The following is a 13,510-nucleotide window of genomic DNA, read 5'->3' as shown; positions in this document are numbered from 1 at the left end:
AGGGGTGGCGGCTAAGCCGTGGCTGGATGAGCTGAAGTCTGTGCAGGTGAGGACGATACTCGCGGCCCCCGGCCCGTTGCACATCGGGTTCACGCACTCGATACGCAGTGTTGACCCGCATTTACGCTCCGTTGGCCGTCATCCGGCGCACAGGAGTCACCCCGCATCACCCTTCCGTTCGGCCCAAGGTCTCCCACTGGCCACTCCCGCACACCTACGATCGGGTGCGCTTTGACAGGTGCAAGGCAGCGATGTGGGAGGAGTGCTCAATGGGGATGCGGAAGTCACAGGAGTCCCGGGGGTCGCAGCTCGGCCGCCGTTCGGTGCTCGGTGCGGCGGTGCTCGGCGCGGGCGGAGCCGTCCTGGGCGCGCCCGGCGCGGCGAGCGCCGACGAGCGCAGTGGTGGCGGACATCACGGTGGCGGTGGCTACAAGAGCCTGCCCGTGCCGACCGTCATCGCCCACCGCGGTACGAGCGGCTACCGGCCGGAGCACACCTTCGGCTCGTACCAGCTGGCCCTGGACATGGGCGCGCACGTCATCGAGGCGGGCGACCTCGTGCCCACCAAGGACGGTCACCTCGTATGCCGTCACGAGCCGGAAATCGGCGGGACGACCGACGTCTCCGCGCACCCCGAGTTCGCCGGCCGCAAGACCACGAAGAGCCTCGACGGGGTCGCCACCACCGGCTGGTTCACCGAGGACTTCACGCTCGCCGAGCTGAAGACCCTGCGCGCCAAGGAGCGCATCCCCGCCAACCGCCAGCGCAACACCCTCTACGACGGCCGCTGGGAGATCCCCACCTTCGAAGAGGTCCTCAAGTGGCGGGAGCGGCAGAGCCGCGAGCGCGGCAAGGAGGTGTGGATCCACGTCGAGACCAAGCACCCCACCTACTTCCGCAAGCTCGGCCTCGGCCTGGAGGAGCGCGTCGCGACGCTCCTGCGCAAGTACGGCGTGAACAAGAAGAACTCGCCGGTCTTCCTCCAGTCCTTCGAGCCGACCAGCATCCAGCGCCTGAACAAGCTGGTCGACAACCCGCTCGTCGTGCTCCTGTCGACCGCGAACTCCCGCCCTTGGGACTTCGTCGACGCCGGTGACCCGCGCACCGTCGCCGACCTCATCACCCCCAAGGGCCTCGACGAGATCGCCTCGTACGCCCAGGGCATCGGCCCCACGCTCGACCTCGTCATCCCCAAGGACAAGGACGGCAAGCTGCTCGCGCCCACCACGCTCGTCAAGGACGCGCACGCCGCGGGCCTGATCCTGCACCCGTACACGATGCGCAACGAGAACACCTTCCTGCCCGCCGACTTCAAGAAGGGCACCGACCCGAACGCCTACGGCGACGCGTTCGGCGCCTTCAAGACCTACCTGGCCACCGGCATCGACGGCATCTTCTCGGACAACTGCGACACGGCGCTCCTCGCCCGCGAGGACTTCCTGAAGGCCTGACCTACGTCAGCAGGCCGTCAACACCGCGCACCCCGGCCCCGGTTGGGGTGACGCGCGGCATGACGTACGACCTGGTCATCGACACCCTGCGCCCGCTCATCGCCGCCGAGGCCTCGGCGGAGGCCCACGCCGGCGCGGGCGAACCCGGCGACCTCGAACAGGCCGTCTGGCTGCGCCTGCTGGAGCGCATCGACACCGACGGCCCGCCCGCCGACCCCGCCGCCTGGCTCACCGCCGCCGTCAGATCCGAGGCCCGCCGCACCCGCCACGCCGCGCAGCGCGAGATCCCGTATGTCACCGAGCCCGCCGACGACTTCGAACACGGCCCGGAACAGCGGGCGCTGGCCGGCGACCGCCACCACGCGCTGCACGCCGCCGTGCGCCGACTGCCCGGGCGCTGCCCCCGCGTCGTGGCCGCCTTCCTGTCGCCGCAGGACCTCACCTACCGCGAGATCGCAGGTGAGTTGGGTATCTCACAGGGCAGCCTCGGTCCGGAACGTTCCAGATGTCTGGGATGCCTGCGCAGAATGCTGGCAGCAGAGGTTGCGGCTCCTGAACCCTGGGGAAAGGAGCGATAGACAACCGGCGGAGCAGGTGAGCGGGAGGCATGCACACATGGGCATGAGCGTGATCATCTCTGCGGCGACCGAGCAGGACGCCGAGAAGATCCTCAAACTTCAGTACCTGTGCTACCAGAGCGAGGCCGAGCTCTACGGCGACTACTCGATCGAGCCGCTGACGGAGCCGCTCGACTCGGTCAGGGCCGAACTCGCGGGCGGCACGGTCCTGGTGGCCCGGCTCGGGGAGGAGGTCGTGGCCGCGGTGCGGGGCGCCACGGACGCGGACGGCACGGCCCGGATAGGCAAGCTCGTCGTGCACCCGCGCATGCAGCGCCACGGCCTGGGCGGGCGGCTGCTCGACGCCGTCGAGACGAAGCTCGGCGCGGACGGCGCGGCCAAGCGCTTCCAGTTGTTCACCGGCCACCGCAGCGAGCACAACCTGCGGCTCTACCGGAAGCACGGCTATGCGGCCGTGTCCACGAAGCGCGTCGACGAGCGGCTCACGGTGGTGACGCTCGCCAAGGACGTGGAAGCGGGCGCCTTCGTCGCCCAGGGGCCCGGCAGGCTCATGGCTTGCCGGCAAGTCCTAGGCGGCAGTCCTGCGCGCCTTGTTGAGCCAGAACATGGCCGTCGCCGGGAGCAGTACGGGAATGAACAGATAGCCCATGCCGTAGTCCGACCAGACCGTGGCGTCCGGGAACGCCGACGGGTCCGCCAGCGTCCACGTCCCCACGGTCAGTACGCCCACGAGCTCGGCGGCGCAGCACGCCAGCGCCGCCCTGCGGGCCTTCTCCCCGCCGCGCACGAGGGAGTACGTGATGAAGCCGTACACGATGCCCGCGAGCGCCGACAGCGAGTAGGCGAGCGGCGCGTGGCCGAACTCCGTCGAGATCTGGACGGCCGAGCGCGAGACCGCGCCGACCACCATCACGCCGTACAGCCACACCAGCAGCGTGCCGGGGCCGCTGGTCAGTTTCTGCGGCTTGCTGCCGCTCTCGCTCTGTGAGGTCACGGACACCTCAGCCTCCCCAGATGTCGTAGAGCCGCACTTGCAGGACGGCCAGCACGATGCCGCCGGCCGCCACCGTCACCGAACCCCAGCGGGTGCGCTCGGCGAGCGACATGAAGCCGGCCGCCGGGATGCAGGCGAACGCGCCGATCAGATAGGCCACGAAGATCGTCGTGCCCTGGTCGGGCTTCTCGCCGCGCGCCAGCTGCACGATGCCGACGATCAGCTGGACTGTGGCGAGCAGCGACACCACCGCCATGCCGATGAAGTGCCAGTCCTTGGTCGGCTGGTCGCGGTAGGCGGCGAAGCCGCACCAGGTGGCGAGCGCGAGCGCGGCAACAGCGGTCGCGACCGTCAGGGCATCAAGCATGCCGAGACCCTATTACGGCCGAAAAGGCCCGCTGCGCGCGGCCCCGCCACCGTGGCGTTGGCCACAGCGCTCCGGGTGCCGGGCCGGGCGTGGACGACGGCGGGAACCACCTCCTGCCCCTGCCCACACTGGCCGCACGGGCCACTCGGGCGGCGTCCCGGCCGGGCCGTACACCGTCCAGGGCCGTCCGCTATTCGGACAGCGGTTCGGGGATCCGGGCGCACTTCTGCTTTACTTTTCGCATGACCACGACGAGCAGCCGCACCCTTGCGACCGAGGCGACGATGACGCCCGGTGCTCGTTGTATGTGTCGAATGTGCGCCTTCTGAGGGCCCCCGCACCGCCTGTTTCTCGCGCCCCGAAGCGAAACGCCGCGCCCTGTCCGTGCATGTGCCGTACGTGACCGGGCCGCCCCGCGCACAGTCTCCCCCGGTTCCACCGCCACAGCGAGAACCGTGCTGCGTCCAGGCCGATCCCGACCATGAATGCCCGCCGCAGGCGCTCACCCGCGCCGCGCAATCGACAGTGACGGAATCCCACGTGATCACCACCCAGGGCCTCACCAAGGTCTACCGCTCGCGCGGTCGAGAGGTCACCGCCCTCGACGGCGTCGATCTGCACGTCCGCGAGGGCGAGGTGTACGGCGTCATCGGCCAGTCCGGCGCCGGCAAGTCCTCCCTCATCCGCTGCGTCAACCTCCTGGAGCGTCCCACCTCCGGCACCGTGACGGTCGCCGGACAGGACCTCACCGCCCTCGTCGGCCGCGGCGCCCGCGCCGGCAAGGAGCTGCGCGAGGCACGCAGCCGTATCGGCATGGTCTTCCAGCACTTCAACCTGCTGTCCTCGCGCACGGTCCAGGACAACATCGAGCTGCCGCTCGAGATCCTCGGCAAGTCGGGCAAGGAACGCTCCCGCAAGGCGCTGGAGCTTCTCGACCTGGTCGGCCTCGCCGACAAGGCCAAGGCCTACCCGGCCCAGCTCTCCGGCGGCCAGAAGCAGCGCGTCGGCATCGCCCGCGCCCTGGCCGGCGACCCGAAGGTGCTGCTCTCCGACGAGGCCACCAGCGCCCTCGACCCCGAGACCACCCGCTCGATCCTCCAGCTCCTGCGCGACCTCAACCAGCAGCTCGGCCTGACCGTCCTGCTCATCACGCACGAGATGGACGTCGTCAAGACGGTCTGCGACTCCGCCGCCCTCATGGAGCACGGACAGATCGTCGAGTCCGGCACGGTCGGCGAGCTGCTCGCGACGCCGGGCTCCGAGCTCGCCTCCGCGCTCTTCCCGGTCAGTGGCGACGCCTCCGGCGCCGACCGCACGGTCATCGACATCACCTTCCACGGGGAGTCGACGACCCAGCCGGTCATCTCGCAGCTGTCGCGCACGTACAACATCGACATCTCGATCCTCGGCGCCGCGATGGACACCGTCGCGGGCAAGCAGGTCGGCCGCATGCGCATCGAGCTGCCCGGCCGCTTCGACGAGAACGTCGTGCCGATCGGGTTCCTGCGCGAGCAGGGCCTCCAGGTCGAGATCCAGGGTCACGAGCCCGTACTGCTGAAGGAAGGTGTCACCAAGTGACCTGGTCGGAGATGCAGCCGCTGCTGTCCCAGGCATGTTGGGACACCCTCTACATGGTCGGGTGGTCCACGCTGATCGCGGTCGTGGTGGGCCTGCCCCTCGGTGTCCTGCTGGTCCTCACGGACCGTGGCGGCCTGCTGCAGAACGCCGTGGTGAACAAGGTCATCGGACAGATCGTGAACGTCGTCCGCTCGATGCCCTTCCTGATCCTGATGGTCGCGCTGATGGGCTTCACGCGCTGGGTCGTCGGCACCACCATCGGCCGAGAGGCCGCGATCGTGCCGCTCGCGATCGGCGCCATCCCGTTCTTCGCGCGGCTCGTCGAGACCTCCGTACGCGAGGTCGACGGCGGTCTGGTCGAGGCCGTGCAGTCGATGGGCGGCAACACCTGGACCGTGGTCCGCAAGGTCCTCGTGCCGGAGTCGCTGCCGTCCCTGATCTCGGCCACCACCACGACGATCATCGCGATCATCGGCTACTCCGCGATGGCCGGCACGGTCGGCGCGGGCGGCCTCGGCGACCTCGCGATCCGCTACGGCTACCAGCGCTTCGAGGCCGAGCTGATGTGGATCATCGTGGCGATCCTCGCCGTCGTGATCGCACTGATCCAGTTCGCCGGCGACAGCGGAGCCCGCGTCCTGCACCGCCGGGCCGGCAAGGGCGGCGAACCGCTCCGCTTCCGCGCCTTCGCCGGTCTGCTGCCCGGCGGCGCCGTCACCACGGACGCCGCCCCGGCCAAGACCAGCTGACCCGCTCATCCCTGTCTCCCCGCCCCACCCGGCGGGTTGCACCACCCATGGAGAAAGGCACTTTTCGTGCGTAACACCACCAAGATCACCGCTGCTGTCCTCGCCACCGGCGCCCTCACCCTGGGCCTGACCGCCTGCGGCTCCGACAAGGGCGACACCAAGGCCAAGGCCTCCGACCCGCTCGTCGTCGCGGCGACCCCCGTCCCGCACGCCGAGATCCTCGAGTACGTGAAGGACCACCTGGCGAAGAAGGCCGGCCTCAACCTCGAGGTCAAGGAGTTCACCGACTACGTCACGCCGAACACGGCGACCGAGGACGGGTCCGTGGACGCCAACTACTTCCAGACCCAGCCGTACCTGGAAGACTGCAACAAGAAGAACGCCACGCACCTCGAGTCGGTCGCCACGGTCCACCTCGAGCCGCTCGGCCTCTACTCCAAGAAGGCCAAGGCGATCGGCGACCTGAAGAAGGGCGGCACCATCGCCCTCCCGAACGACGCCGACAACGAGAGCCGCGCCCTGCGCTTCCTCGCCGCCAACAAGCTCATCACGCTCAAGAGCGGCTCCGAGGCCACCGCGACCCCGCAGGACATCGCGAAGAACCCGAAGGACCTCCAGTTCAAGGAGGTCGAGGCGGCCCAGACCCCGCGCTCCCTGCAGGACGTCGACGCCGCGGTGATCAACGGCAACTACGCGATCGGTGCCCACCTCAACCCCGCCAAGGACTCCCTCGCCCTGGAGTCCACGAAGAACAACGCGTACAACAACGTCCTCGCCGTGAAGAAGGGCAACGAGGACGACCCGCGCGTGAAGAAGCTCGCGAAGCTGCTGACGTCGCCCGAGGTGAAGAAGTTCATCGAGGACAAGTACGCCGGCTCCGTCCTTCCCTCCTTCTGATCGCCGCGATGCGCGCCGTCACGATCCCCGCAGCCGTCATCGCCGGAGCCCTCGCGCTCGGCCTGACGGCCTGCGGGTCCGGCGGCTCGGGGTCCGGCTCCGCCGACAAGAGCGAAAAGCTCGTCGTCGGCGCCACCCCGACGCCGGCCGGTGAAGTCCTCGCGTACGTACAGCAGCACCTGGCGAAGAAGGCCGGACTCGACCTGGAGATCAAGGAGTTCACGGACTACGTCCTGCCGGACACCGCCCTCCAGGACGGCACCCTCGACGCCAACCTGTACCAGCACAAGCCCTACCTGGACGACTTCAACAAGTCCAAGGGCACCACCCTGAGCGCGGTCACCGAGGTGTATCTGCCGCCCATGGGGGTCTACTCCAAGAAGGTCGGCGACGTCACCGAGCTCCGTGACGGGGCGACCGTGGCACTGCCGAACGACACCACCAACGAGGGCAGGGCGCTCGAACTCCTGGCCTCCAAGGGCGTCATCGGGCTCAAGAAGGGCGCCGGCGCGAACGCGAGCCCGCAGGACGTCGCGTCCAACCCGAAGAAGCTCGTCTTCAAGGAGCTCGAACCGGCCCAGCTGCCCCGCTCGTTGGGCGACGTCGACGCGGCCGTCATCAACAACAACTTCGCGCTCGACGCGAACTTGAGCCCCAAGAAGGACGCCATCCTCGTGGAGTCCGTGAAGGGCAACCCGTACAACAACGTCCTCGCCGTCAAGCAGGGCAACGAGGACGACCCCCGGGTCAAGAAGCTTGCCACGCTGCTGACTTCGCCCGAGGTGAAGAAGTTCATCGAGGACAAGTACCAGGGCTCGGTGCTTCCGGTCGCCGCCGGCTGACACCACCCGCAGCGACCGCGCCTTCACGGGGTCCTCTTCCGCACCGGGAGAGGACCCCGTGGTGCAGTTACGTGCCTTCATGCTGCATGCTGGGCACTTCACCAGGCCATGAAGGTTACGGAGCGGCGCCATGACTACTGGTACTCGGGGCTTCCCGGACATCTCCATCAGCACGGATCGGCTGGTCCTGCGCGCCCTCGAGGAGGATGACGCCCCCGCCCTCGCCGAGATGATGAACGACGAGATGGTCGCCGCCTGGACCTCGGTGCCCCAGCCCTTCGGTGAGGACCAGGCCCGCACCTGGATCACCCAGTACGCCCCCACCGAGCGCATCGCGGGCCGCGGCCTCGACCTGGCCGTCACCGAGTTCCTCACCCAGCGTCTGGTCGGCATCGTCCAGCTCGGCAAGACGAACTGGCACGTGGGCTCCACCGAGCTGTCGTACATCATCGCGCCCTGGGCCCGCGGCGAGGGCTACGCGTCCGAGGCGGCGCTCGCCACCGCCCGCTGGCTCTTCCGCGAGCAGGGCCTGGAGCGCCTCGAGCTGCGCACCGCGGCCGACAACACCGCCTCCCAGCAGGTCGCCCAGAAGATCGGCTGCATCAGCGAGGGCGTCCTGCGCAACGCGTGCATAGCGCGTACCCGTACCGAGGACGGCGGCTGGGAGGACCTGCGGACCGACTTCATCGTGTGGAGCCTGCTGCCCGAGGACCTCGACGGCGTCTCCGACGAGTTCGCCGAGACCGGCGGATACACGGCCTTCTCGGACTGGAACTGACCCCAAAGGTCGCACCCAGGTACACCAGGTACGCTCACCGAGCCCGTTCGACCCGCGAGAACCCCCAGGAGACTGACGACGATGGCCGACCGGGTCACGGTGATCGGCTGGGACGGCTCGCCCCTGACCGCGGCCGCACGCTCCGCCCTCGGTGCCGCCACCCTCGTGGCGGGCGCCGGCCACCACCTCGCGCTTCCCGAGGTACCGGGCCGCGCCGAGCGGATCAGGCTCGGCAGCGTCTCGCTCGCCGCCCGCCGCATCGCCGCCCACCGCGGCACCGCCGTCGTCCTCGCCGACGGCGACCCCGGCTTCTTCGGAGTCGTACGCACCCTGCGCGCGCCCGAGTTCGGCCTCGAGGTCGAAGTGGTCCCCGCCGTCTCCTCGGTGGCCCAGGCCTTCGCCCGTGCCGGCATGCCGTGGGACGACGCCCAGGTCGTCGTCGCCCACCGCCGCACCCTGCGCCGCGCCGTCAACGTCTGCCGCGCCCACCCCAAGGTCGCCGTCCTCACCTCGCCCGGAGCGGGCCCCGCCGAACTCGGACTGCTCCTCGATGGTGTCCACCGCACCTTCGTCATCTGCGAGGAACTCGGCACCGACCGCGAGCAGGTCACCGTCGTGACCAGCGACAAGGCCGCCGACCACACCTGGCGCGACCCGAACGTCGTCATCGTCATCGGCGGCCCGACCGCCCCGTCCGACGACAGCGCCTGGCTCGCCGGAGGCGCCCCCTCGGCCACCCCGCGCGGCTGGGCACTGCCCGGCGCCGAGTACGGAGGCCGCCTCGGCGAGGGCGAGACCGAGCCCTTGCGCGCCGCCCAACTCGCCCGCACCGGACCGCGTGTGGGCGACCTCGTCTGGGACATCGGCTGCGGCAGCGGAGCCTTCACCGCGGAGGCCGCCCGCTTCGGCGCCGCGGTCATCGCCGTCGACCGCGACCCCGACGCCTGCGCCCGCACCCTCGCCACCGCACGCCGTTTCGGAGTGCAGCCGCAGATCGTGCACGGCACGGCGCCCCACATCCTCGAAGACCTGCCCGAACCCGATGTCGTACGCATCGGGGGCGGGGGAGTGGCCGTCGTCTCCGCCGTCGCCGACCGGCGTCCCGAACGCATCGTGACGCACGCCGCGACACGCGATGCCGCCGAACTCATCGGCAGGGACCTGACGGAGCACGGCTATCGGGTCGAGTGTTCGCTCCTCCAGTCCGTCGAGCTGGACACTCGCGCCTGGACCGAGAAGGAGCGGACCGTGGGGTTCCTGCTCTCCGGGGAGTTGCCCGACCGCAACCCGTGACCCGGTCGCTCCGGGGCGCGCGGTAGGCTGGCCGATCGTTGTACTGCACCCGGACGTCCGGCTTTCCGTCGGTCAATGTCCGGAAAACGCGCCACTTTTGGGGTGCGTGTGGTACGGCAGGACCGGAGGATGCGCAACGTGGCGCAGTCCACAGCGGGCCGTGCCCGATCCAGGTGCGGTGGCAGCCGGCCGACCGGGACAATACCTGTTGTCCTCAGCCGGCTCGTGCCGCACGGCACTCACGCTCGTTCTTCATGACGGGCGGTCGGTGCGCCGCTCCGGTCACTGGGGTCGCATCCCCGGCCGACGGCCGGGGGCTGCCGAAGAAGCACTAACCGATGGGCGAGGGGTACGCATGACCGACACCGGCCAGGTTCCGGGCGAGGGGCTGCCGGAGAACGCAGGCACGGTGGAACAGCCGGGCGTCCCCGCCCCGGGTGCGTACACCTTCCTCGACCCCTCCGAAACCCCCACCGAAGACGACGATCTGCTGCTGATGCCGGGTTCGCAGGGCGCCTGGGGCGAGCCGCAGGCCGCCCCGATGCCCGCCCCGCACGAGCCGGGCCCGCACGAGACGGCGGGCCGGGACAGCGGCCAGGTCGACCTGAACGGCGTCCGAGTGCCGGGGCCCTCGCCCGCCCCGCACCCCGGGCCCGCGCGTCGCCCGCTGCACATGGGCCCGCCGGTGCCGGACGGCACGGGCAGCCCCGTCCGTTCGCTCGCCGACCGCGGCCCCGCGCACACTCCGCCGAACCCCATGCCGGTACGTCAGGCGGGCCCGCCCACGGGGCCCGAGTACCTCGACATCCCGCGCGACGAGACGGGCGCTCCGGAGCCGCGGCTCGGTGAGATCCCGCCGCAGGGCGCCGCTCCCTGGGGCGCGCAGGCGCCGCAGCAGGGCTTCGAGACGCCCGCCGCGGAGGTCGCACAGGAGCTCGCACCGGAGGCCTCAGCAGAAACGGTCGTCCCGGACGCCGCTCCCGCCGCACCGGCCGCCCCGACGCAGCAGACCGTCGGCGACGCCCCCGTGTTCGCCCAGGCGCCGCAGCAACCGCAGGACCTGCAGGATCTGCAGGACCCGCACCTCGCGCAGGCCGAGCAGACGCCGGAGGGCACGGTGGCCCCGGAGTTCGCCGCCCCCGAGGAGGCGCCGGTGTACGCGGCGGCTCCCGAGGGTGTCCTGTTCGCCGAGGAACAGGCCGCGCCGGCCGAGTACGCCGCCGACTACTCCTCCGCTCCGAACGGCGTGCAGTTCGCGCCGGTCGGACAGGGCCCCGAGGACGCGCAGTTCGCGGTGCAGCCCGAGCCGGTGGCCGCCTACGCAGGGCATCAGCCGATGGCCGCGCACTCCGGTGAGCTGCCCGTCGACCCGCACTCCGGCCAGTTCGCCATGGCGCCCGAGGCGGTTCAGGGCCAGCACTTCCCGCAGGCTCCCGCCGAGGGTCCGGCGGATCAGGCGGCGCAGCCGCTCGGTCAGTTCGTGCCCGTCGAGGGGACGATCCCCACCACGCCGCACCTGGCGCCGACGCCGCCGCAGCACATGGTCGTGCCGCCGCTGCCCGAGCCCGCGGCCGAGTTGCCCGGACCGGCGGCGCCCGCCGCCCCGGCCCCCGTCCTCATCGACGAGGCGCCCGAAACACCCGACGCGGACCAGGTCCCCCAAGCGCAAGAAGCACACGAAGTCCACGTGGTACCCGAGACACACGAAGCGCACGCGGTCGACGACGCGGCGCACGCGATGAACGAAGCGCACGCGACGAACGAGCCGCAGGCGACGCACGAAGCCCCTGAGATCCCCGGGGTTGCTGAGATCCCGGAGGCGGCTGAGCTCACCGGGACCGCCGGTACTGCCGTGGTGAACGAGGCGCCCGAGGCGTTCGAGGCACCCGCCGAGGCCGCTCCCGTCCTCCCCGACGCCGTCGCCGAGGCCCCCGTCCCGGCCGAAGCGCAGCCGGAGGCCGCTCCCGAGGCCGCCGAGCCCGTGGCGCCGACGGAGCAGGCCCCCGTGGAGGCGGAGCCGGAGACCCTCGTCCCCGCCGCCCGCGAGGCCGACCCCGCCGCCCAGGACGTGGCGGACGCGACCCCCGAGACGCTGCCGGCCCCGGCCGACGACCTCGCGGGCCCGGCCGCTCCCGGCTACGACGAGGCCGAGCGCGAGGCCGTCCTGCGCGTCATGCGCGAGCGCCGCGACATCCGCAACGGCTTCCGCAGCGACCCGATCCCGCACGACGTGCTGCTCCGTGTCCTGGAGGCCGCCCACACGGCGCCGTCCGTCGGCCACTCGCAGCCCTGGGACTTCGTCGTCATCCGCTCCGCGGAGACCCGGCGCACGATGCACGAACTGGCCATGCGACAGAAGGACGCGTACGCCAAGTCCCTGCCCAAGGGCCGCGCGAAGCAGTTCAAGGAACTGAAGATCGAGGCCATCCTCGACACCCCGGTGAACATCGTCGTCACCGCCGACCCGACGCGCGGCGGCCGCCACACCCTGGGCCGCCACACGCAGCCGCAGATGGCCCCGTACTCCTCCGCGCTCGCGGTCGAGAACCTGTGGCTCGCGGCCCGCGCCGAGGGGCTCGGCGTCGGCTGGGTCAGCTTCTTCGACGAGCGCGAGATGGTCCGCACCCTCGGCCTGCCCGACCACCTCGAGGTCGTCGCCTACCTCTGCGTGGGCTACGTCGACGAGTTCCCGGACGAGCCCGAGCTGATGCAGGCCGGCTGGTCCAAGCGCCGCCCGCTGTCCTGGGTCGTCCACGAGGAGACGTACGGCCGCCGCGCCCTGCCCGGCGAGGACCCGCACGACCTGCTCGCCGAGACCGTCTCCAACATCCGCCCGCTGGACGCCAAGGCGCTCGGCGAGGCGTGGGAGCGGCAGAAGCGGATGACGAAGCCGGCCGGCGCGCTCGGCATGCTGGAGATCATCTCGGCCCAGCTCTCCGGCCTGTCCCGGATGTGCCCGCCCCCGATCCCCGAGCCCGCGGCCGTCGCGATCTTCGCGGGCGACCACGGCGTGCACGCCCAGGGCGTCACCCCGTGGCCGCAGGAGGTCACGGCCCAGATGGTCGCCAACTTCCTGGGCGGCGGCGCGGTCTGCAACGCGTTCGCGAACCAGGTCGGCGCCGAGGTCTGCGTCATCGACGTGGGCGTGGCGAGTGAACTCCCGGCGACCCCGGGCCTGCTGCCCCGCAAGGTCCGCGCCGGCACGGCCGACATGACCACCGGGCCCGCCCTGAGCCGTGAGGACGTCAAGGCGGCCATCGAGGTCGGCATCGAGACGGCCCGCGACCTCGTCGCGGCCGGCAACAAGGCGCTCCTCACCGGCGAGATGGGCATCGCCAACACCACGGCGTCGGCCACCCTGATCTCGGTCTACACGGGCGTCGACCCGTCCGAGGTGACCGGCCGCGGCACGGGCATCAACGACGAGACCCACGCCCGCAAGGTCGAGGTCGTCCGCCGCGCGCTCGACCTGCACCAGCCGGACCCGGCCGACCCGATCGGCGTCCTCGCCGCGGTGGGTGGCCTGGAGCACGCGGCGATGGTCGGCCTCCTCCTGGGCGGCGCGTCGCTGCGCACGCCGGTGATCCTGGACGGCGTCAGCGCCGGAGCGGCCGCCCTGGTCGCCCGCGCCGTCGCTCCCGAGGTCCTCGCGGCCTGCATCGCGGGCCACCGCAGCGCGGAGCCCGGCCATGTGGCGGCCCTGAACAAGCTGGGCCTGCGCCCCCTGATCGACCTGGACCTCCGCCTCGGCGAGGGCACGGGAGCGCTCCTCGCCCTGCCGATCGTCCAGAGCGCGGCCCGTGCGATGCACGAGGTGGCGACGTTCGACTCGGCGGGCGTCACGGAGAAGTAGCAGGGCCGGGGCGACAGCAGCCCTCACTGCCACAGGGGCGGGCCGGGACACGGGTCCCGCCCGCCCCGTACGCTGAACCCGCACGTCAAAGGCCCGCTCCAGCGCCGAAGCGAGCCTCGTACAGGCATCA

At 71.2% G+C, this 13,510-nt stretch carries 11 protein-coding genes and 1 pseudogene; 10 read left to right on the top strand and 2 right to left on the bottom strand.

The genetic code is table 11. The features are described 5' to 3' along the window. The first annotated feature begins 269 nt into the window (after positions 1–269). From LGI35_RS10985 to LGI35_RS10975, 3 genes and pseudogenes are all read left to right on the top strand, one after another. Positions 270–1,451 carry a glycerophosphodiester phosphodiesterase gene (locus tag LGI35_RS10985; protein WP_227293694.1) on the top strand — a complete coding sequence of 394 codons (1,182 nt, stop codon included), beginning with the start codon at positions 270–272 and terminating at the stop codon, positions 1,449–1,451. A 59-nt stretch (positions 1,452–1,510) separates the two neighbouring features. Next, complete coding sequence (locus tag LGI35_RS10980) at positions 1,511–2,029, top strand: RNA polymerase sigma factor (protein ID WP_227293693.1); 519 nt, start codon at positions 1,511–1,513, stop codon at positions 2,027–2,029. 37 nt (positions 2,030–2,066) lie between these two features. Then, positions 2,067–2,558, top strand: a pseudogene (locus tag LGI35_RS10975) (GNAT family N-acetyltransferase); the annotation flags it as partial. A gap of 39 nt (positions 2,559–2,597) precedes the next feature. On the opposite strand, the gene LGI35_RS10970 reads toward LGI35_RS10975, so the two are convergent. After that, entirely contained in the window at positions 2,598–3,029 is a 432-nt protein-coding gene (locus LGI35_RS10970) for a hypothetical protein (RefSeq protein WP_227293692.1), read from the bottom strand. Between the two features lies 1 nt (position 3,030). Further along, the gene (locus LGI35_RS10965) at positions 3,031–3,390 is read right to left on the bottom strand and encodes a hypothetical protein (protein ID WP_227293691.1); all 360 of its coding nucleotides are present in this window, start codon (positions 3,388–3,390) and stop codon (positions 3,031–3,033) included. A gap of 540 nt (positions 3,391–3,930) precedes the next feature. On the opposite strand from LGI35_RS10965, the gene LGI35_RS10960 reads away from it, so the two are divergent. The 7 genes from LGI35_RS10960 (at position 3,931) to cobT (ending at position 13,380) form a co-directional block, all read left to right on the top strand. Then, positions 3,931–4,968 carry a methionine ABC transporter ATP-binding protein gene (locus LGI35_RS10960; RefSeq protein WP_227293690.1) on the top strand — a complete coding sequence of 346 codons (1,038 nt, stop codon included), beginning with the start codon at positions 3,931–3,933 and terminating at the stop codon, positions 4,966–4,968. Beyond that, on the top strand, positions 4,965–5,717 hold the full coding sequence (locus LGI35_RS10955) for a methionine ABC transporter permease (RefSeq protein ID WP_227293689.1): 753 nt from the start codon (positions 4,965–4,967) through the stop codon (positions 5,715–5,717). The genes LGI35_RS10960 and LGI35_RS10955 overlap by 4 nt, the downstream gene beginning before the upstream one ends. 66 nt (positions 5,718–5,783) lie before the next feature. Further along, positions 5,784–6,614: a MetQ/NlpA family ABC transporter substrate-binding protein gene (locus LGI35_RS10950; protein ID WP_227293688.1), complete on the top strand. Its 831-nt coding sequence runs from the start codon at positions 5,784–5,786 to the stop codon at positions 6,612–6,614. 8 nt (positions 6,615–6,622) lie between these two features. After that, positions 6,623–7,456: a MetQ/NlpA family ABC transporter substrate-binding protein gene (locus tag LGI35_RS10945; RefSeq protein WP_227293687.1), complete on the top strand. Its 834-nt coding sequence runs from the start codon at positions 6,623–6,625 to the stop codon at positions 7,454–7,456. A 130-nt stretch (positions 7,457–7,586) separates the two neighbouring features. Continuing rightward, positions 7,587–8,234 (top strand): GNAT family N-acetyltransferase, encoded by a 648-nt coding sequence (locus LGI35_RS10940; protein ID WP_227293686.1) that lies wholly within the window; start codon positions 7,587–7,589, stop codon positions 8,232–8,234. Positions 8,235–8,315: 81 nt separating this feature from the next. Next, positions 8,316–9,527 carry a precorrin-6y C5,15-methyltransferase (decarboxylating) subunit CbiE gene (gene cbiE / locus LGI35_RS10935; protein WP_227293685.1) on the top strand — a complete coding sequence of 404 codons (1,212 nt, stop codon included), beginning with the start codon at positions 8,316–8,318 and terminating at the stop codon, positions 9,525–9,527. 355 nt (positions 9,528–9,882) lie between these two features. Then, positions 9,883–13,380, top strand: coding sequence for a nicotinate-nucleotide--dimethylbenzimidazole phosphoribosyltransferase (cobT, locus tag LGI35_RS10930; RefSeq protein ID WP_227293684.1), 3,498 nt, complete (start codon positions 9,883–9,885; stop codon positions 13,378–13,380). Positions 13,381–13,510 lie beyond the last annotated feature (130 nt).

Origin of the sequence: Streptomyces longhuiensis (assembly GCF_020616555.1) — a bacterium.
Lineage (GTDB): Bacteria > Actinomycetota > Actinomycetes > Streptomycetales > Streptomycetaceae > Streptomyces > Streptomyces longhuiensis.
This window is presented reverse-complemented; position numbering and strand designations above follow the sequence as displayed.

What these genes read in the sequence shown, in the direction of transcription:
- LGI35_RS10965 (WP_227293691.1), bottom strand. Translation starts at nt 3,390, where the DNA reads ATGCTTGATGCCCTGACGGTCGCGACCGCTGTTGCCGCGCTCGCGCTC.
- cbiE (WP_227293685.1), top strand. Translation starts at nt 8,316, where the DNA reads ATGGCCGACCGGGTCACGGTGATCGGCTGGGACGGCTCGCCCCTGACC.
- cobT (WP_227293684.1), top strand. Translation starts at nt 9,883, where the DNA reads ATGACCGACACCGGCCAGGTTCCGGGCGAGGGGCTGCCGGAGAACGCA.
- LGI35_RS10980 (WP_227293693.1), top strand. Translation starts at nt 1,511, where the DNA reads ATGACGTACGACCTGGTCATCGACACCCTGCGCCCGCTCATCGCCGCC.
- LGI35_RS10985 (WP_227293694.1), top strand. Translation starts at nt 270, where the DNA reads ATGGGGATGCGGAAGTCACAGGAGTCCCGGGGGTCGCAGCTCGGCCGC.
- LGI35_RS10940 (WP_227293686.1), top strand. Translation starts at nt 7,587, where the DNA reads ATGACTACTGGTACTCGGGGCTTCCCGGACATCTCCATCAGCACGGAT.
- LGI35_RS10945 (WP_227293687.1), top strand. Translation starts at nt 6,623, where the DNA reads ATGCGCGCCGTCACGATCCCCGCAGCCGTCATCGCCGGAGCCCTCGCG.